This is a genomic window from Angustibacter peucedani (genome assembly GCF_054779595.1).
Map to the genome: position 1 here is coordinate 26,758 of NZ_BAAGXY010000017.1, position 18,786 is coordinate 45,543.

Consider the following 18,786-nt stretch of genomic DNA (forward strand, 5'->3'; position numbering starts at 1 on the left):
TCGTCCGACCGCGATGATGGGCGCGTGCACACCGCCCTCGCCCTCGTCGCCCTCGCCCTCGTGGTGGTCGCCGTCGCCGGTGTCGCCACGCGGTTCGGCGCCTCGCCGCCGCTGGTGCTGGTCGGCGTCGGGGTCGTGGGCGCCTACCTGCCGTTCGTCCCCGACGTGCGGCTCGAGCCCGAGCTGGTGCTGGTCGGCGTGCTGCCACCGCTGCTGTACGCCGCGGCGATCCGCACGTCGCTGGTGGACTTCCGGGCCAACCGTTCGTCGATCGGGCTGCTGTCGGTGGGCGCCACGCTGTTCACCACCGCGGCCGTCGCCCTCGTCGCGCTCTGGCTGGTGCCCGAGCCGTTCAGCGTCGCGGCGGCCTTCGCGCTCGGCGCCGTCGTCGCCCCGCCGGACGCCGTCGCCGCCACCTCGATCGCCCGCCGGGTCGGCATGCCGCGCCGGATCGTGTCGATCCTGGAGGGCGAGAGCCTGGTCAACGACGCCACCGCGCTCGTCGCGCTGAACACCGCGCGCACGGCCGTCGTCACGTCGGTGACGGTCTGGCAGGTGGGCTGGGACTTCGTCGTGGCCAGCCTCGGGGGCTTCCTGGCCGGCATGGCCGTGGCCTTCGTGTTCGCCAAGGTCCGCCGGCTGGTGCACGACCCGGTGCCCGACACCACGCTCAGCCTGGTCGCACCCTTCGTCGCCTACCTGGCGGCCGAGGAGATCCACGCGTCCGGCGTGCTGGCGGTGGTCGTCACCGGCCTGGTGCTGGGCCACAAGTCGCACCTGCTGCAGTCCGGCGCCTCGCGGCTGGCCGAGGCGAGCAACTGGCGCACCGTGCAGTACCTCCTGGAGAACGCGGTCTTCCTGCTGATCGGCCTGCAGACGCCGTTCGTCGTCGAGCAGGCGCGGGCCGAGCTGGACGACGGCACGCTGGCCGTCGTGTGCCTGGGCGTGCTGGTGGTCGTTCTCGTGGCGCGCTTCGTCTGGGTGTTCGTGTCGTACGGGATCCGGCAGGCGATCAGCAAGCCGGTGTCGGGCGACGCCGACTGGACCCTGCGGTCGTCGACCCTCGTCGCGTGGGCCGGCATGCGCGGCGTGGTCACCCTGGCCGCCGTGCTGTCGCTGCCGCCCGAGACGCCGCGGCGCGGGGTGCTGCTGCTCGTCGCGTTCGTCGTCGTGGTGGGCACCCTGGCGCTGCAGGGGTTGACGCTGCCCGGGCTGGCCCGACGGCTCGGGCTGCCCGGTCCCGACCCGGCCGAGGACGCGCTGGCCCAGGCCGCGCTGCTCAGCGAGGTGGCGCGCGCGGGCGTGGAGCGGCTGGACGACGAGCGCACCGACGACGACCCCGAGGACGTCGTGGAGTCGTTGCGCAGCAAGTCGACCGGCCGCGCCGACCGGGCCTGGGAACGTCTGGGCCGCCCGCACGAGGAGTACGAGCCGCCCACGGCCACCTACCTGCGGCTGCGGCTCGCGATGCTCGACTCCGAGCGCAGCGCGCTGATCGAGGCGCGCGACGAGGGCCGGTACGACGACGAGGTGCTGCGCGCCGTCACGGCGATGCTGGACGTCGAGGAGTCGCTGCTCGACCGGGCCGAGCTGTCGAACGAGCGGGTGGCCGAGCGGCTGGCCCCGGCCCGCAGCGCGCAGGGCTGCGAGCACCTGATGGAGGCGCCGACGCTCGTCAAGCCCCGCACGCCCGAGGGCTGCGAGGAGTGCCTGCGCGACGGCACGACGTGGGTGCACCTGCGGCTGTGCCTGACCTGCGGGCACGTCGGGTGCTGCGACAGCTCGCCCGAGCAGCACGCCGAGAAGCACTTCCACGAGGACCGCAGCCACCCGGTGATGCGCAGCTTCGAGCCGCACGAGCACTGGCGCTGGTGCTACGTCGACGAGCTGCTCGGCTGACTGGCAGGATCGTCGCCCGTGACCGACACCCGTGAGCCCGACGCCGACGCCGGCGCCGACGTCCCCGTGCTGCAGCAGATCGAGGCGTTCTACGACGCCGTGCCCCGCAAGGGCGCGCGGGCGGAGGTGCTCGGTCCGCTCGTGCTGTTCGTCCGCGAGGGCGCCGGCTGGCCCTACTACGCCCGGCCGGCCGCGCCGGACGTCGAGGTCGGCGTCGACGACGTCCGCGCGGTGCTCGCCCGCATGGACGAGCTCGGCGTGCCGCGTCAGGTCGAGTGGGTGCACGACCTGACGCCGTCGCTGACCACCGCGGTCGAGCAGGCCGGCCTCGCCGTGCAGCGCTGCCCGCTCATGGTGCTCGACCCCGCCGCCTGGACGCCGCTGCCGGTCGACGGCGTCGACGTGGCCGTCGGGCAGCCGGACGACGACGACCTGGCGCTCGCCGAGGCCGTGGCCCACGTCGCCTTCGGCGCCGGCATCGGCACCCGGGTCGGCGAGCAGGGCGTCGAGGCCCGCGACGCCGCGGCGGCCGAGCAGGACCCGGCCCGCGTCGAGCGGGTGCGCGAGGCGCTGCGCACCGGCGACCAGGGGCGGTCGGTCGCGCGGACCGCCGACGGCCCGGTCGGCGTCGGCGGCTACCAGCACGCGCTCGGCGTGGCCGAGCTCGTCGGGATCGCCACCCTGCCCACCGTGCGCCGCCGGGGCATCGGCGCGGCGATGGCCGCGGTGCTCGCCCGCGAGGCGTTGGACCGCGGTCACCGCACGGTGTTCCTGTCGGCCCAGGACGACGACGTGGCCCGGGTGTACGAGCGGGTCGGGTTCCGCCGGGTGGCGACGTCCGGCATCGCCGAGCCCCCAGCGCCGGACGACGGGCCCGCCACCGCGACGTGACGACCCTCACCGTCCGCGGGCGTTCCGCGGGCGGTTACCCGCGGGTACGGTTCCAGGCGAGTCCTGAGGAGGAGCCGTGCCCGAGCAGCAGCCAGCACGACCGGAGCGCGACCGGCCCTGGGTGATGCGCACGTACGCCGGCCACTCCAGCGCCGCCGCGTCCAACGCGCTGTACCGGCGCAACCTGGAGAAGGGCCAGACCGGGCTGTCGGTCGCCTTCGACCTGCCCACGCAGACCGGCTACGACCCCGACCACGAGCTCGCCCGCGGCGAGGTCGGCAAGGTGGGCGTGCCGATCAGCCACCTCGGCGACATGCGCCAGCTCTTCGACGGCATCCCGCTGGCGACCATGAACACCTCGATGACCATCAACGCCACCGCGATGTGGTTGCTCGCGCTGTACCAGGTGACGGCCGAGGAGCAGGCGCTCGCGGCTGGCGAGGACCCGGCGGACGTCGTCCGGCAGCTGTCCGGCACCACGCAGAACGACATCATCAAGGAGTACCTGTCGCGCGGCACGTACGCCTTCCCGCCGGCGCCGAGCCTGCGGCTGATCACCGACATGATCGCCTCGACGGTGCAGCACGTGCCGCGCTGGAACCCGATCAACATCTGCAGCTACCACCTGCAGGAGGCCGGCGCGACGCCCGTGCAGGAGGTCGCGTTCGCGCTGTCGACGGCCATCGCCGTCCTCGACGCCGTGCGCGACAGCGGCCAAGTGCCGCCGGACCGGTTCGCGGACGTCGTCGCGCGCATCTCGTTCTTCGTCAACGCCGGCGTGCGGTTCGTCGAGGAGATGTGCAAGATGCGCGCCTTCGTGCAGCTGTGGGACGAGCTGACCCGCGAGCGGTACGGCGTCGACGACGCCAAGGCGCGGCGGTTCCGGTACGGCGTGCAGGTGAACTCCTTGGGGCTCACCGAGGCCCAGCCCGAGAACAACGTGCAGCGCATCGTGCTCGAGATGCTCGCGGTCACCCTGAGCAAGGACGCGCGCGCCCGCGCCGTGCAGCTGCCGGCCTGGAACGAGGCGCTCGGCCTGCCCCGTCCCTGGGACCAGCAGTGGTCGCTGCGCATCCAGCAGGTGCTGGCCTACGAGTCCGACCTGCTCGAGCACGACGACCTGTTCGCCGGCAGCACGGTGGTCGAGGCCAAGGTGGCCGAGATCGTCGAGGGCGCGCGCGCCGAGATGGCCCGCGTCGCCGAGCTCGGCGGCGCCGTCGCGGCGGTCGAGAGCGGGTACATGAAGTCCGCGCTCGTGGCCTCGCACGCGGTGCGCCGCAGCCGGATCGAGTCGGGCGAGGACGTCGTCGTCGGCGTCAACAAGTTCACCTCGACCGAGCCCAACCCGCTCACGGCCGACCTGGGCACCGCGATCCAGACGGTCGACAAGGACGTCGAGCGGCACGCGGCCGAGGCGGTGCGGGCGTGGCGCGACGAGCGGGACGCCGACCCTGAGCGAGCGAAAGCCGCGAGCGTTGCGCTGCAACGACTTCGCGACGCCGCCGCCACTGACGGAAACCTCTACGACGTGACGCTCGAGTGCGCGCGCGCCGGCATCACCACGGGGGAGTGGGCGGGTGCGCTGCGCGAGCAGTTCGGCGAGTACCGCGCGCCCACCGGGGTGAGCGGCTCGGTCGGCGTGGCCGAGGTGAGCGACGAGCTGGCCCGGGTGCGCGCGGCGGTGCGGACGACGTCCGACGAGCTGGGCGAGCGGTTGCGGCTGCTGGTCGGCAAGCCCGGGCTGGACGGCCACAGCAACGGCGCCGAGCAGGTCGCGGTGCGGGCGCGCGACGCCGGGTTCGAGGTGGTCTACCAGGGCATCCGGCTGACGCCCTCGCAGATCGTCGCGGCGGCCGTGGCCGAGGACGTGCACTGCGTCGGGCTCTCGGTGCTGTCGGGCTCGCACATGGAGCTCGTGCCGACGGTGCTCGACGGCTTGCGCGACGCGGGTGCCGGCGACGTGCCGGTGGTCGTCGGCGGCATCATCCCGGAGTCCGACGAGCGGGCGCTCCGCGAGCTCGGCGTCGCGGCGGTGTTCACCCCCAAGGACTTCGGGCTCACCGGCATGATGGGAGAGATCGTCGGCGTGGTGCGGCGCGCGCGAGGCCTCGCCCCGCTGGAGCTCACGCCGGCCTGAGGCCCTCCGCCAGCCGGTCGACCAGCCGGCCGACGCGCTCGACCGACGTCGCGAGGTTGACCCGCACGTGGCCCTCGCCGCCGGGGCCGAACGTGCGCCCGTCGTTGACCATGACCCGGCCCTCGCGCAGCGCGGCGGCGGCGGGGTCGTCGTGCCCGTACGCCCGGACGTCGAGCCAGGCCAGGTAGGTGGCCTCCATCGGGCGCAGCCGGGCCAGGGGCAGCTGCTCGGCGACGGCGGCGGCGAACGCGTCGCGGGTCTCGGCCAGCCGCTCGACCCAGGCGTCGAGCCAGGGCTGGCCGCCGGTGTACGCGGCCACGGCCGCGACGATGCCGAGCGACGACGTCCCGTGGTTCGCGACCATCGGCACGCCGCGCAGCGCCGCCGTGTCGGCCGCGCTGCCGGTCACGAGCTGGGCGCACTTCAGCGCCGGCAGGTTCCAGGCCTTGCTGGCCGACAGCACCGTCGTCGTGACCTCGTCGGCCCCGGGCAGCGTCGCGAACGGCACGTGCTCGAAGCCGGGGTGCACCAGTCCGGCGTGGATCTCGTCGCTCACCACGCGGGCGCCGTGGCGTCGCACGACCTCGAGCAGCGCGGTCAGCTCGGCCGCGGGAAAGGCTCTCCCCCAAGGGTTGTGCGGGTTGCAGAGCAGCACGGTGCGCGCTCCGGCGGACAGGGCGGCGTCCACCCGGTCGAGGTCGAGGGCCGCCACCTCGGCGTCGGGGTCGAGCGGCACGGGCACCAGCTCGCGGCCGGCCATCGGGACGACGTCCAGGAAGGGCGGGTAGGTCGGCGTCGGGACGACGACGGGCGCGTCCTCGCACAGCGTCGTCAGGGCGAGGTGGACGCCGTGCATGACGTCCTGCGTCAGCACCACCCGGGACGGCTCGAGCCCCCAGCCCCACTGCCGCTCGGCGTACGCAGCCAGGGCGTCCGGCACGCCGCTCGTCGCGTCGGTGGGCGGGTACCCGGTGAGACCGCCGGCCAGGGCCTCGACCACCGCGCCGACCACCACCGGGTCGGGCGCGACGTCGATCTCGGCCACCCAGGCCGGCAGCACGTCGTCCGGCGGGTAGGTCCACTTCAGCCCGCCCCGCCGGCGCAGCTCGTCGTCGGTGAGGTCCACGAGCTCGGTGCGCGGGTCCATCCGCCGATCGTGCCAGTCGCTAGCGTGGACGGCGTGAGCGACCTCCAGTGCCCGGCGACCGTCCTCGTGGTGCGCCACGGGCAGAGCGAGGGCAACGTCTCGCGGCGGCTCTCGTCGGCCGCGCCGGGCGGACCGCTGACCGCCGCGGGGCGCGAGCAGGCCGCGCAGGCCGCCGCCCTGCTGGCCGAGCGCCGCGTGGCCCGCGTGTACGCCAGCCCGCTGCTGCGCGCGCAGCAGACGGCCGAGGTGCTGGCCGACGCGCTCGACGCCGGGCCGGTCACCACGCTCGACGACGTCCGCGAGTTCGAGCTGGGCGACTGCGAGGGCAGCGGCACCGACGAGGACTGGGCCCGCGTCGACGGCGTGTTCGGCGAGTGGCTCGACGGCACGCTGGACGCGGCGCTGCCCGGCGCCGAGTCCGGCCGCGACGTCGTCCACCGGGTGCGCGCCGCGCTCGACCACCTGGCCGACCTGCACCGCGGCGAGACCGTGGTCGTCGTCAGCCACGGCGGCGTCATGTCGCTCGCCCTGCCGTGGCTGGCGAGCAACGTCCGCGACGACCGCTCGCGCGCCTCGGGCGTGCCGAACTGCGGCGTCGTCGAGCTCGAGGCGGACGCCGACGGCTGGCGGCTGCTGAGCTGGCCCCGCCGCGCGCCGCAGCTCGGCCACGACGCCTACCCCGGCGACCTCGCCGAGCTCGTCGACCGCGCGGACGCCGAGCGCAACCGCCCGCCGTCCGGCGTCGAGCCGTTGCCCGGCGCCGCCTACGCGGACGTCGACGGCATCGCCTGCGCGCACCTGCCGATGCCGTTCGCCTGGGCCACCCAGGCCTCGCTCACCGGGCTCGGCGTCGCGCCGTCGCCCGCGCTGCTCGACGCCGTCACCGGGTGGCTCGGCTCGCGGTCGCCGGGGTCCTGGCACCTGGTGGTGGGGGAGGCGTGGGCCGACGAGGTCGCGACGCGCGCCGGCCTGGCCGAGGCGATGCGGCACGGCGCGTGGGTGTGCGAGCAGCCGCCGGAGGTCGTCGTGCCCACGACGGCCGAGGGCACCGTCGAGCTGGTGCCGGCGCGCGACGTGGCGGAGTTCCTCGAGGTGTTCGGGACCGAGCTGGGACCGGTCGTCGACGGCCAGCTCGGCCTGCCCGACCGCGAGTTCGTCGTCGTCCGCCAGCGGGGCGCGCCGATCGCCTGCGCCCGGCTGCGCGACCTGGCCGGCACGACCTACGTCGGCGGCATCACGGTGCGCCCCGAGCGCCGCGGCGAGGGGTGGGGCCTGGCGGTGTCGGCGCTCGCGACGCGCCGCGCGCTGCAGCGCTCGCCCGTGGCCTGGCTGCACTGCGACGACACCGTGAGCGGGTTGTACGCGCGGCTGGGGTACCGGCGCGTCACCACGCACGTGCACCTCGTGCCCGCCTGATCGTCGCGTGCGGGCGCGCGGGCCGGGCATTGCGCCCGATCCGGGCCCTGTGGTCAACTGGCGGCACGTGGTCCAGCCAGCGCGCCACCGTTCCCCCTGCGGACGGAGGCCCGCCATGACCACCCTCGATCCTCGCCCCCCGGCCAGCGCCGAGCGCCCGCGCACGGTCGTGCAGCGGCTCGCCAGCGCCTACGCCGAGCGGCTGTCCCTGCTGCGCGTCGGCGCCGACGACGACGAGCTCGCCGAGAGCGCCTCGCTGATCGCGGCGCTCGAGCGCCAGCACCAGCGCACCGGGCGCGGGGTCGTCGTCGACGTCCGCGACGACGCCCTGCGCACGACGCCGCGGCCCGACCCCACGACGTACCTGGGCTGACGCGGGAGCGCGCTCGGCAGGCCGTCAGCGGCCGTCGATCCTGGTGTGCCGCAACCGACGGGGCACGAACCACCAGAACGTCGTGATGGCCGTGAGCAGCACCAGCCCGGCGATCGCGCCGGGCACGTCGCCGACCACGACGGTGAACACCAGCGCCACGACGCCGCTCACCGCCAGACCCAGGGCGGCGAGGCCGGCGCGCGCCAGCCGGTCGCCCGCCTCGACGAGACGGTCCTTCTCGTGCCGGCGGAAGAGCGCGCGGTGGATCGCCACCGGCGTGATGAGCAGCACGGTCGCCGTGCAGGCCACGACGACGGTGACGAGGTACAGGGCCCGCTCGTAGCCGCCGATGCCGGCGAACCGGGCCTGGAACGGCAGGGTCAGCAGGAACCCGGCGAGGATCTGCACGCCGGTCTGGCTCACCCGCAGCTCCTGCAGCAGCTCCATCCAGTTGCGGTCGAGCTTCTGGTCGCGCGACTCGCCGCGGTCGTCACCCGGCGGCTGCTCCTCGCCCATCCCGCCGACGGTAGCGACGCGCGCCGGACCGGGCCAGCGGTCGTTGTCGGTGGTCGTCCGTAGCGTCCGGCAGGTGGCGGACGACGAGGTCAGCGGTCGGTTGACGGCGGTGCAGGGGGCGGCCCTGACCGTCGGTGCGGTGCTGGGCACCGGGGTGATCTCGCTGCCGGCGCTGGCGGCCCAGGTGGCCGGGCCGGCGTCACTCGTGGCCTGGGTGCTCATGGTGCTGGTCTCGGTGCCGCTCGCCGCCACGTTCGCCGCCCTGGGCACCCGCTCGCCGGACGCGGGCGGCGTCTCCACCTACGTGCGCGCGGCGTTCGGCGGCCGCGCGGCTGCCGTCGTGGGCTGGTCGTTCTACCTCGCGGTGCCGCTGGCCGCGCCGCCGGCTGCCGCCTTCGCCGGCGGCTACGTGGCCGGGGTGTGGGGCGGTGGCCGGACGACGACCCTGGTCACGGCGGGGGCGATCATCGTCGTGGTGGCGGTCGGCAACGCGTTCGGGCTGCGGGTCTCTGGGCGGGCCTCGCTCGTGATGTCCGGCACCCTCGCGGCGGTGCTGCTCGTCACCACGCTGGTCGCGCTGCCGCACGCGAGCCTGGCCCACCTGAGGCCGTTCGCCCCGCACGGCTGGACGGCGGTCGGCCCGGCCGCGGCGCTGGTGGTGTGGGGCTTCGCCGGCTGGGAGGCCGTGACGTCGCTGTCCGGCGAGTACCGGCGCCCCGCGCGCGACATCCCGCGCGCCACGGCGGCGGCGGTGGTCGTGGTGGGCGTGCTCTACCTCGGGGTGGTCGCGGCGAGCTTGGCGGTGCTCGGGCCGGCGGCGAGCACCAGCCCGGCGCCGCTCGCCGACCTGCTGGCGGTCGCGCTCGGGCCGTCGGCCCGCGTCGTCATGACCGTCATCGCCCTGCTGCTGACGCTGGGCGCGATGAACGCCTACCTCGCCGGCGCGTCGAGGTTGGGGGCCGCGCTCGGTCGCGACGGCGCACTGCCGTCGTGGCTGGCCCGGGGGAGCGCCACGGGCGAGGTGCCGCGGCGCTCGCTGCTGGTCGTGACGGTGCTGGCGATGGCGTCGCTGGCCGCCACGGCGCTGGGCTGGCTCGACCTGCACACCTCGGTGCTGCTGGTCACCGGCCAGTTCTCGCTGGTGTACGTGCTCAGCACCGCGGCGGCGGTGCGGCTGCTGCCACGGCGCAGCCGGGCCCACGTCGCGGCGTGCGTCTCGGTCGTGGCCACCTCGGGCCTGCTGCTGCTGACCGGGCCGCGCGTGGTCTGGGCGCTCGGGGTCGCCCTCGTGGCGCTGGGGTACGCGTCGTGGGCGGGGTCGCGCGCGCGTCGGGCGCGTCCGGCCGCCGACGCGGCACCGCCGCCCGGGCTCGCGGCCTGCGAGCTGGGCGGCGGTGCGACGCCGTGACGGGTCAGCCCAGCGACTCGACCGCCGTGACGCTCACCGGCACGTTGCCGGCCGTCGCGCGCGAGTACGGGCAGACCTCGTGGGCCTTGTCGACGAGCTGCTGCGCGGTCACCAGGTCGACGCCGGGCACCTCGGCCTCGAGGTCGACCGTGATGACGTACCCGCCGCCCTCCGGGCCGAAGCCGACGTTCGCGCGCACCCGCGACTCGCTCGCGTCGACGCCGGCAGCCTTGGCCACCAGGGCGAGCGCGCCGTTGAAGCACGCGGCGTACCCCACGGCGAACAGCTGCTCCGGGTTGGTGCCGGTGCCGGGTCCGCCCAGCTCGACGGGCGCGGTGAGCTGCACGTCGACCTCCCCGTCGTCCGTGGCGGCGTGGCCGCGGCGCCCGCCCTTCGCCGTCGCACGGGCCGTGTACAGGATCTTCTCGGGAGTCGTCGTCATGATCGCGTCAGCAGCCCGGCCGTCCGGATTGTTCCCGGTGTATCGTCAGGCTAAGTGAATCCCGCCGCCCCGCCCCGATCGCCCGGGGCCACTGCATCCTTGTGGCGGATGCGGCCCTACGTCCGGCCGTACCTCGCCCGGCTCGTGGTCATGGTGGGTGCCGCGCTCGTCGGGGTCGGCGCCAGCATCGTGGTGCCGCTGGTCACCCAGCGCGTGGTCGACGGGCCGATCGCGCACGGCGACCGGTCCGGCATCACGCCGCTCGGCCTGCTGGCCCTGGCCCTGGGCGTGGCCGAGGCGGTGCTGATCTTCGTGCGCCGCTGGGTGCAGAACACCGCGACGCTCGGCATCGAGAAGCAGATGCGCGACGACCTCTACCGGCACCTGCAGCAGCTGCCGCCGTCGTTCCACGACCGCTGGCAGTCCGGCCAGCTGCTCTCGCGCGCGACGTCCGACCTGGCGGCGATCCGGCGCTTCACCGGCTTCGGCCTGGTGTTCCTCATCGTCAACATCGCCACCTTCGCCACGATCATCGTGCTGCTGGTGCGCATGGACCCGCTGCTCGGTGCCGTGGTCGCGGTCTGCCTGCTGCCGGTGGTGCCGCTGTGCGCGCGGTTCGAGCGCCGCTACCGCGCCGTGTCGCGCCGGGTGCAGGACCAGCAGGGCGACCTGGCCACGACGATCGAGGAGGCGGCCACCGGCCTGCGGGTGATCAAGGCCTTCGGCCGGCGCGAGCTCGTGGTCGAGCAGTTCGACGAGGGAGCCCTCGCGGTGCGCGAGAGCCAGCTCGACAAGGCCCGGCTGCGCGGCGGGTTCGTCGCCTTCCTCGACCTCATCCCCAACGCGGCCCTCGTGGTCGTGCTGCTGCTCGGTGCGCTGGCGGTGGGCTCGGGCCGGCTCACGCTCGGCGGCCTGGTCGCGTTCATCACCCTGGTGCTGCAGCTGGTCTGGCCGGTCGAGTCGCTCGGGTTCATCCTCGCGGCCGCGCAGGAGGCCGCCACCGCCGCCCAGCGCGTGTACGAGGTGCTCGACACCGCTTCCGACATCGCCGACCGCCCCGGTGCCCACGAGCTCGCCGCCCCGCGCGGGCTGGTGCGGTTCGAGGGCGTCGGCTTCACCCACCCGGGCAGCGACTCGCCCGTGCTCGTCGACGTCGACCTCGAGGTGCGGCCCGGCGAGACCCTCGCGCTGGTGGGCGCGAGCGGGTCGGGCAAGACCACGCTCGCGATGCTGGTGCCGCGGCTGGCCGACGTCACGTCCGGGCGTGTGACGGTCGACGGGGACGACGTCCGCGACCTCACCCTGAGCTCGCTGCGCCGAGCCGTGGCGACGGCGTTCGAGGAGCCGATCCTGTTCTCCGCCAGCGTGCGCGAGAACGTCACGCTCGGGCACCCCGACGCCACCGACGCCGACGTGGAGCAGGCGCTCGAGCTCGCCCAGGCAGGCTTCGTGCACGACCTGCCGTGGGGGCTCGACACCCGGGTGGGCGAGCAGGGCATGTCGCTGTCCGGCGGGCAGCGCCAGCGGCTCGCCCTCGCCCGCGCCGTCATCGGCCGGCCATCCGTGCTGGTGCTCGACGACCCGCTCTCGGCCCTGGACGTCGAGACCGAGCACCTCGTCGAGCAGGCCCTCGCGCGGGTCCTGGCCACCACCACCGCGATCGTCGTCGTGCACCGGCCGAGCACCGTGGCGCTCGCCGACCGCGTGGCGCTGCTGCACGAGGGGCGCGTGCACGCCGTCGGCACCCACTCGCACCTGATGGCCACCGTGCCCGAGTACGCCGACCTGCTGGGCCAGGAGCAGGAGGTGCGGGCGTCGTGAGCGGTACCGACCAGACCACCGCCTGGCGCGGCGTGGCCGCCGAGCGCACCGAGGACGTCAGCGCCAGCGTGTCCGCGCTGCTGCAGGCCCGCACCGGGCGCCTGCTGCGCAGCGTGCTGCGACCGCACCGGCGCGCCATCGGCTGGCTCGTCGTCCTCATCGTGGTGCAGAACCTCGCGTCGCTGGCCGGCCCGTACCTCGTCGGCCTGGGCATCGACCGCGGCGTGCCGCCGCTGCTGCACGGGCGCGACGCCGGGCCGCTGGTCACGGTCGTCGTGGTGCTCGCGGTGGCGGCCGTCGTCCAGGTGGTCACCGAGCGCGCCTTCCTGGTGCTCACCGCGCGGATCGGGCAGGACGTCGTCCTCGACCTGCGGCGGCGCGTCTTCGACCACTTCCAGCGGCTGTCGCAGGCGTTCCACGAGACGTACACCTCGGGCCGGGTCATCTCGCGCCAGACCTCGGACGTCGACGCCATCTCGGAGTTCCTCGAGAACGGCGTGCAGTCGGTGGTCGTGGCGGGGCTGTCGATCCTGACCATCGGCGTGACGATGCTGCTGCTCGACGTGCCGCTGGCGCTGGTCGGGCTGGCGTCCTTCGTGCCGCTGCTGTGGCTGACCCAGTGGTTCCGGCGCGAGTCGGGCAAGGCCTACCGCGCCTCGCGCGAGGCAGTCGCCCAGGTGATCGTGCAGTTCGTCGAGACGTTCAACGGGCTGCGGGCCGTGCAGGCGTTCCGCCGCGAGCCCCGCAACGACGAGATCTTCGTCGGTCTCAACGAGCGCTACCGCGTCACCACCAAGCGCTCGTTCGACCTCATCGCGATCTACACGCCGGGCATCAAGCTGGTCGGCAACGTCACGGTGGGCCTGGTGCTGCTGTACGGCGGGCACCGGGTGCTGGGTGGGCACCTGCAGGTCGGCGTGCTGACCTCGTTCCTGCTCTACCTGCGCCGGTTCTTCGACCCGCTGCAGGACCTCTCGCAGTTCTTCAACTCGTTCCAGTCCGCGACGGCCGCGCTCGAGAAGCTGTCGGGCGTCCTCGACGAGCCCCTGTCGGTGGCCGAGGCGGGCGAGCCCCGGCGGCTCGAGCACGCGCGCGGCGACCTGCGGCTGCGCGGCGTCGAGTTCGCCTACGGCGAGCAGGTGGTGCTGCCGCACCTCGACCTGCACGTCCCCGCGGGCCAGACCGTCGCGCTCGTCGGTCGCACGGGCGCCGGCAAGACCACCATCGCCCGGCTGGTCGGCCGGGTCTGGGACCCCGTGCGCGGCACCGTCTCGCTCGACGACGTCGACCTGCACGACCTCGACGACCGCGACCTGCACCGTGCCGTGGTCACCGTGACGCAGGAGAGCTTCCTGTTCACCGGCACGGTCGCCGACAACATCGCGTTCGGCCGCCCGGGCGCCACCCGCGCGGAGGTCGAGGAGGCCGCCCGCGAGATCGGCGCGCACGCCTTCATCTCGGCGCTGCCGCAGGGCTACGACACCCCGGTGCGCAAGCGGGGCGGCCGGCTCTCGGCCGGGCAGCGCCAGCTGGTGTCGTTCGCCCGCGCGTTCCTGGCCGACCCCGCGGTGCTGGTGCTCGACGAGGCGACGTCCTCGCTCGACATCCCGAGCGAGCGGCTGGTGCAGCAGGCGCTGCGCACGATCCTGGCCGACCGCACGGCGGTGATCATCGCCCACCGGCTCTCGACCGTCGAGATCGCCGACCGCGTCCTGGTGCTCGAGGCGGGGCGGGTGGTCGAGGACGGCGCGCCGGACGACCTGATCGGGTCCGGCGGCCGCTACGCCACGCTGCACCGCCAGTGGGCCGACTCGCTGGTCTGAGCCCGCGGCACCGGGCCGACGGCTCGGGCGCGCGGGTCAGAACAGGCGCGACTCGACGTCGTCCAGGCCGCGCAGCGCGGTGTAGTCCAGCGTGACGCAACGGATGCCGCGGTCCTGCGCCAGCGTGCGGGCCTGCGGCTTGATCTCCTGCGCCGCGAAGACGCCGCTGACCGGCGCCAGCAAGGGGTCGCGGTTCATCAGCTCGAGGTAGCGGGTCAGCTGCTCGACGCCGTCGATCTCGCCGCGCCGCTTGATCTCGACCGCCACCGAGGCGCCGGCCGCGTCGCGGCACAGGATGTCGACCGGCCCGATCGCCGTCATGTACTCGCGGCGCACCAGGGTGTACCCGTCGCCGAGGGTCTCGATCTGCTCGGCCAGCAAGTGCTGCAGGTGCGCCTCGACGCCGTCCTTGACCAGCCCGGGGTCGACGCCGAGCTCGTGCGCGGAGTCGTGCAGCACCTCGTGCACCCGCACCGTCAGGGCGTCGTCGGACTTGGCGTGCTGCACCGTCCACACCTCGGTGACGCCCTCGGCCGCGTCGACCTCGGACGCCGGGCCGACCGACAGCGCGCACGGCGGGCTCATCCAGTTCAGCGGCTTGTAGGACCCGCCGTCCGAGTGCACCAGCACGCTGCCGTCGGCCTTGACGAGCAGCAGCCGCGTCGCGAGCGGGAGGTGGGCGGTGAGCCGGCCGACGTAGTCGACCGAGCAGCGGGCGATGACGAGACGCACGCGCGAGAGCCTAACCTCAGCTGTCGTCGAAGTAGCGCAGGGACGTGGTGGCCACGACCTTCAGCCCGTCGGCCGCGAGCGCCGCCTGCAGGGCGTCCGGGTCGCCGCTGACGACGTGGTCCGACACCAGGGGGTTCGTGGCTAGGAAGGGGGTGTCCCCCCTGCTGGTGACGACGAGGTCGAGCTGGTGGCGTTCGCCCTCGCGCTGGTAGTGGGCCGAGCGGGTCTGCTGCTGGTAGCTGCGGTCGGGGTCGGGCGGGCTGGTCATGTCGTCGGCCACGCCGTACGACGTCCAGCCGGCTGCCGTGACCGTGCGCGCGAGGTGGGCGGCGGTGGCGGTGACGTCGCCGCCGGGGGCCTGGACGACGACCAGCTCGACCAGCTCGCACCGCAGCGTGTACCCGTCGTGCACCTTCCAGTTGTTCTGGCCCTCGTAGCAGTGGTCGTAGCGCAGCCGGGCGACCGGCTCGCCGGCGCCGACCAGCTGGACGGTGCCTGCCGCGAGCACGTCGAGCTGACCGCCCGCGCTCTGCCGGGCCTTGACGACCTTGCGGCTGTCGGCGCTCGCGCCGGGGCGCAGGCCGTCCCACCCCCCCGACATGGCCCAGACGAACAGGCCGACGACGGCCAGGAAGGCCAGGACGAGCACGACGGCGAGCACGATCACCACCTTGGCCCACCCGGGCAGGCGGCGCCGCTTCGCGTAGCGGTCCTGGAGGACCTGGACGGGCGTCGACACCCTGCCAGTGTGTCCGACCTCTCGTCGTCCGGCCTGAGCACGCGTACTCAGGGATGGGAGGATGCACGGCGACGCAGGCGAGCGAGGAGGAACGACGCGATGGCGCGTGAGCTGAGCACGATCGGTGTGGTGGGCCTGGGCACGATGGGTGCCGGGATCGTCGAGGTGTTCGCCCGCAACGGGCTGGACGTCGTCGCGGTCGAGGCCGACGCGGACGGGCTGGAGCGCGGCCGCGGCCACCTCGAGCACTCGACCGGGCGCGCGGTCGCCCGTGGCAAGCTCACCGAGGCCGAGCAGGCCGAGCTCGTCGGGCGGGTGCGTTTCGCCGGGTCGCTGGACGACCTGGCGGGCTGCGACCTGGTTGTCGAGGCGGTGCCCGAGCACCTCGACCTCAAGCGTGAGATCTTCGGCAAGCTCGACACCGTCGTGCGGCCGGACGCGATCCTGGCCACCAACACGTCCTCGCTGTCGGTCACCGAGATCTCGGTCGCCACGGCCAACCCGCGCCGCGTCGTCGGCATGCACTTCTTCAACCCGGCGCCGGTGCTGAAGTTCGTCGAGGTGATCCGCACCGTGGTCACCGAGGACGACGTGGTCGACGACGTCAAGGCGCTGGCCGCGCGGCTGGGCAAGATGCCGGTCGTCGTCGGCGACAAGGCGGGCTTCATCGCGAACGCGCTGCTCTTCGGCTACCTGAACCACGCGGTCTCGATGTTCGAGTCGCGCTACGCCACCCGCGAGGACATCGACGCCGCGATGCAGCTCGGCTGCGGCCTGCCCATGGGCCCGCTGGCGCTGATGGACCTGATCGGTCTGGACACCGCGTACGAGATCCTCGACACGATGTACAAGCAGGGCCGCGACCGCCTGCACGCGCCGAGCCCGGTGCTCAAGCAGATGGTCACGGCGGGTCTGAAGGGCCGCAAGACCGGCCGCGGCTTCTACACCTACGCCGAGGCCGGCTCGAGCGCCGTCGTCGACGACCTGCTGACGCCGCGCGAGACGGCCGGCGGGCACGAGGCGCTGCGCCCGGTGCGCACCGTCGGCGTCGTCGGCAGCGGCACCATGGCCACCGGGATCGTCGAGGTGTTCGCCAAGGGCGGCTACGACGTGACGTTCGTGGCGCGCGGCAGCGAGAAGGTCGCGGCCGTGCAGGCGACGATCGGCAAGAGCTTGGAGAAGGCCGTGCAGCGCGGCAAGCTCGAGGCCGCCGACCGCGACGCCGCGCTGGCCCGGGTCACCGGCTCGACCCGGCTCGAGGACCTCGCCGGCGCCGACCTCGTCGTCGAGGCCGTCGTGGAGGAGCTCAGCGTCAAGCAGGCGCTGTTCGAGAACCTCGACGAGATCTGCAAGCCCGGCGCTGTCCTGGCGACCACCACCTCGTCGCTGCCCGTCGTCGAGTGCGCGGCGGCGACGTCCCGACCGCGCGACGTCGTGGGCATGCACTTCTTCAACCCCGCCCCGATCATGAAGCTGGTCGAGGTCGTGCACACGGTGTCGACGTCCGAGGACGTCGTCGCCACCGTGGTCGACGTCTGCCGCACGGTCGGCAAGCACCCCGTGACGTGCGGCGACCGCGCCGGGTTCATCGTCAACGCGCTGCTGTTCCCGTACCTCAACGACGCGGTGAAGATGCTCGAGGCGCACTACGCCACCACCGACGACATCGACACCGCGATGAAGACCGGCTGCGGGTACCCGATGGGGCCGTTCGAGCTGCTGGACGTCGTCGGGCTCGACGTGTCGCTGGCGATCCAGCGCGAGCTGTACCTCGAGTTCCGCGAGCGGGGCTTCTCGCCCGCGCCGCTGCTCGAGCAGCTCGTCACGGCGGGGTACCTGGGACGCAAGACCGGGCGCGGCTTCCGCACCTACTCCTGACGGCGGACCGTCCGTGCCCCGCGCCAACCGTCGCCGCCGCGACGAGGCCGAGCTCGACCTCGGCCGCGCGCTCGGCGGTGGCGCGCGGCGCGAGCAGGGGCCGGACGGCGAGTGGTTCGTCCGCGCCGTCGCCGGACCGCTGGCCACCAAGACCTACCGGTGCCCGGGCTGCGCGCAGGAGGTGCAGCCGGGGCAGGCGCACGTCGTCGCCTGGCCGGCGGACGGCGCTCGCAGCGACGCCGACTCGCTGACCGACCGCCGGCACTGGCACACGCCGTGCTGGGCCGCGCGGTCGCGCCGACGTCCGCGCTGAGGCGTGGCACCCGCCGGGGCATCAGTGATCCGTATGGCTGTTTCTCCACAGATCCGTTGCGGGGCAACGGTTCTGTCGGTGGCCGTCGGTAGGTTGTGATGCATGACGACGGCGACGTGGCAGCTCGCGGGGGACGCGCTGGGGGCCGAGCTGCGCCGTCACGACCACGTCGAGCGGATGGCGCACGTCGCCAAGATCCAGCTCGCGGCGGAAGCCCAGCAGCGCGGGCTGCCGCGGCAGGCCGGGTGTCGTGACCTGGCGGCGTGGCTGCGCCGGGAGCTGCCGACAGCGAGCCCGGGTGAAGCGGCGCGGATCGCCGCGCGGGCCGAGGCGTTCTACCGCTCGCCCGCCGCGCCGGAGCTGGCGCCGACCCGCGAGGCCCTGATGGCCGGGGTGATCAGCGGCGAGCAGGCGGATGTCATCGCCTCCACCGTCGCAGCGCTTCTGCCGCCGCAGGTACCGGCCGGCGTGGTTCCGGACGAGGCGGTCGAGCAGGTCCAGGCCCTGCTCCTGGGCGAGACCGACCGGCTCGACCCGAAGGCATTGGCCAAGATCGCGGCGAAGGTGCGCGCCTCGATGGACCCGGATGCCGACGACCGGCTCGCCTGCGACGAGCACCGTCAGGAGCAGGTGCGTGGGGTGACCCTGGTGCCGATGGACTCCGGGATGTGGCACCTGGAAGCACTGCTGACCAAGCGAGCCGGGGCCGCGTTGAAGGCCGCGGTCGACGCCTGGTCCGCGCCGCAGCCTGCCGCGGACGGGACGCCCGACCCGCGCACCGGCGCGCAGCGCCGCCACGACGCCCTGCACCGCCTGGCTGAGGAAGCGGTCGCCCAGCCAGGGCTGCTGCCGACTTCGCACGGCTCCGCCTACCGGGTCGTCGTGACCGTCTCGAGCGAGACGTTCGCCGCCGCCCTGAGCGGCGAGGCACAACAGGGGCTGCTGCCGGCCGAGCTGCCCGACGGCCAGCACCTCTCGTCAGCGGCGCTGGCCGAGATCAGCTGCACCGCCGAGATGGTCCCGATCCTGCTCGATCAGGTCGGCAACCCCCTCGACGTCGGCCGCACCCAGTACCCCTTCCCGGCCAAGCAGCGCCTCGCGATCGCCGTCCGGGACCAGCACTGCACCTTCCCCGGCTGCACCGCTCCACCGGCCTGGTGCGACGTCCACCACACGACACCCTTCTCGCGAGGCGGGAAGACGTCCGTGTCCACCGGGACCCTGGTGTGCGGGCGCCACCACCGCCACGTC

At 74.3% G+C, this 18,786-nt stretch carries 16 protein-coding genes; 11 read left to right on the forward strand and 5 right to left on the reverse strand.

Annotated features, from left to right (window positions below; all coding sequences use genetic code 11):
* The first annotated feature begins 24 nt into the window (after positions 1-24).
* The 3 genes from ACYVJ4_RS04575 to ACYVJ4_RS04585 all read left to right on the forward strand — a co-directional run bounded on the left by ACYVJ4_RS04575 (position 25) and on the right by ACYVJ4_RS04585 (position 4,927).
* Positions 25-1,899, forward strand: a complete 1,875-nt coding sequence (locus ACYVJ4_RS04575) for a Na+/H+ antiporter (RefSeq protein ID WP_460458930.1) — start codon at positions 25-27, stop codon at positions 1,897-1,899.
* Between the two features lie 18 nt (positions 1,900-1,917).
* Complete coding sequence (locus ACYVJ4_RS04580) at positions 1,918-2,790, forward strand: GNAT family N-acetyltransferase (RefSeq protein ID WP_460458931.1); 873 nt, start codon at positions 1,918-1,920, stop codon at positions 2,788-2,790.
* Between the two features lie 76 nt (positions 2,791-2,866).
* On the forward strand, positions 2,867-4,927 hold the full coding sequence (locus ACYVJ4_RS04585) for a protein meaA (RefSeq protein ID WP_460458932.1): 2,061 nt from the start codon (positions 2,867-2,869) through the stop codon (positions 4,925-4,927).
* On the opposite strand, the gene ACYVJ4_RS04590 is transcribed toward ACYVJ4_RS04585, so the two are convergent.
* A complete protein-coding gene (locus tag ACYVJ4_RS04590) occupies positions 4,914-6,074 on the reverse strand; it encodes a MalY/PatB family protein (protein ID WP_460458933.1) in 1,161 nt (386 codons plus the stop codon). The two genes, ACYVJ4_RS04585 and ACYVJ4_RS04590, sit on opposite strands and share 14 nt — an antisense overlap.
* 33 nt (positions 6,075-6,107) lie before the next feature.
* Between ACYVJ4_RS04590 and ACYVJ4_RS04595 the strand changes: the two genes are divergently transcribed.
* Positions 6,108-7,490, forward strand: a complete 1,383-nt coding sequence (locus ACYVJ4_RS04595; protein ID WP_460458934.1) for a GNAT family N-acetyltransferase — start codon at positions 6,108-6,110, stop codon at positions 7,488-7,490.
* Positions 7,491-7,605: 115 nt separating this feature from the next.
* Positions 7,606-7,863: a hypothetical protein gene (locus ACYVJ4_RS04600; protein ID WP_460458935.1), complete on the forward strand. Its 258-nt coding sequence runs from the start codon at positions 7,606-7,608 to the stop codon at positions 7,861-7,863.
* 24 nt (positions 7,864-7,887) lie between these two features.
* Here the strand turns inward: ACYVJ4_RS04600 and ACYVJ4_RS04605 are convergent, their stop codons facing one another.
* Positions 7,888-8,379 (reverse strand): DUF6328 family protein, encoded by a 492-nt coding sequence (locus ACYVJ4_RS04605; protein ID WP_460458936.1) that lies wholly within the window; start codon positions 8,377-8,379, stop codon positions 7,888-7,890.
* A 73-nt stretch (positions 8,380-8,452) separates the two neighbouring features.
* Between ACYVJ4_RS04605 and ACYVJ4_RS04610 the strand changes: the two genes are divergently transcribed.
* Positions 8,453-9,787: an APC family permease gene (locus ACYVJ4_RS04610; RefSeq protein WP_460458937.1), complete on the forward strand. Its 1,335-nt coding sequence runs from the start codon at positions 8,453-8,455 to the stop codon at positions 9,785-9,787.
* Positions 9,788-9,791: 4 nt separating this feature from the next.
* Here the strand turns inward: ACYVJ4_RS04610 and ACYVJ4_RS04615 are convergent, their stop codons facing one another.
* Positions 9,792-10,229 (reverse strand): organic hydroperoxide resistance protein, encoded by a 438-nt coding sequence (locus tag ACYVJ4_RS04615; RefSeq protein ID WP_460458938.1) that lies wholly within the window; start codon positions 10,227-10,229, stop codon positions 9,792-9,794.
* Positions 10,230-10,337: 108 nt separating this feature from the next.
* On the opposite strand from ACYVJ4_RS04615, the gene ACYVJ4_RS04620 reads away from it, so the two are divergent.
* Positions 10,338-12,050: an ABC transporter ATP-binding protein gene (locus ACYVJ4_RS04620; RefSeq protein WP_460458939.1), complete on the forward strand. Its 1,713-nt coding sequence runs from the start codon at positions 10,338-10,340 to the stop codon at positions 12,048-12,050.
* On the forward strand, positions 12,047-13,873 hold the full coding sequence (locus ACYVJ4_RS04625; protein WP_460458940.1) for an ABC transporter ATP-binding protein: 1,827 nt from the start codon (positions 12,047-12,049) through the stop codon (positions 13,871-13,873). Before ACYVJ4_RS04620 ends, ACYVJ4_RS04625 begins: the two co-directional genes overlap by 4 nt.
* 36 nt (positions 13,874-13,909) lie before the next feature.
* On the opposite strand, the gene nucS is transcribed toward ACYVJ4_RS04625, so the two are convergent.
* Positions 13,910-14,605, reverse strand: a complete 696-nt coding sequence (gene nucS, locus ACYVJ4_RS04630) for an endonuclease NucS (protein ID WP_460458941.1) — start codon at positions 14,603-14,605, stop codon at positions 13,910-13,912.
* 16 nt (positions 14,606-14,621) lie between these two features.
* On the reverse strand, positions 14,622-15,344 hold the full coding sequence (locus tag ACYVJ4_RS04635) for a hypothetical protein (RefSeq protein ID WP_460458942.1): 723 nt from the start codon (positions 15,342-15,344) through the stop codon (positions 14,622-14,624).
* A gap of 99 nt (positions 15,345-15,443) precedes the next feature.
* Between ACYVJ4_RS04635 and ACYVJ4_RS04640 the strand changes: the two genes are divergently transcribed.
* The 3 genes from ACYVJ4_RS04640 to ACYVJ4_RS04650 form a co-directional block, all read left to right on the forward strand.
* A complete protein-coding gene (locus tag ACYVJ4_RS04640; protein WP_460458943.1) occupies positions 15,444-17,222 on the forward strand; it encodes a 3-hydroxyacyl-CoA dehydrogenase family protein in 1,779 nt (592 codons plus the stop codon).
* A gap of 13 nt (positions 17,223-17,235) precedes the next feature.
* Positions 17,236-17,535: a hypothetical protein gene (locus tag ACYVJ4_RS04645; protein ID WP_460458944.1), complete on the forward strand. Its 300-nt coding sequence runs from the start codon at positions 17,236-17,238 to the stop codon at positions 17,533-17,535.
* A 102-nt stretch (positions 17,536-17,637) separates the two neighbouring features.
* Positions 17,638-18,786, forward strand: a 1,149-nt coding sequence (locus ACYVJ4_RS04650) for an HNH endonuclease signature motif containing protein (protein WP_460458945.1), incomplete at its 3' end; no start/stop codon positions are given.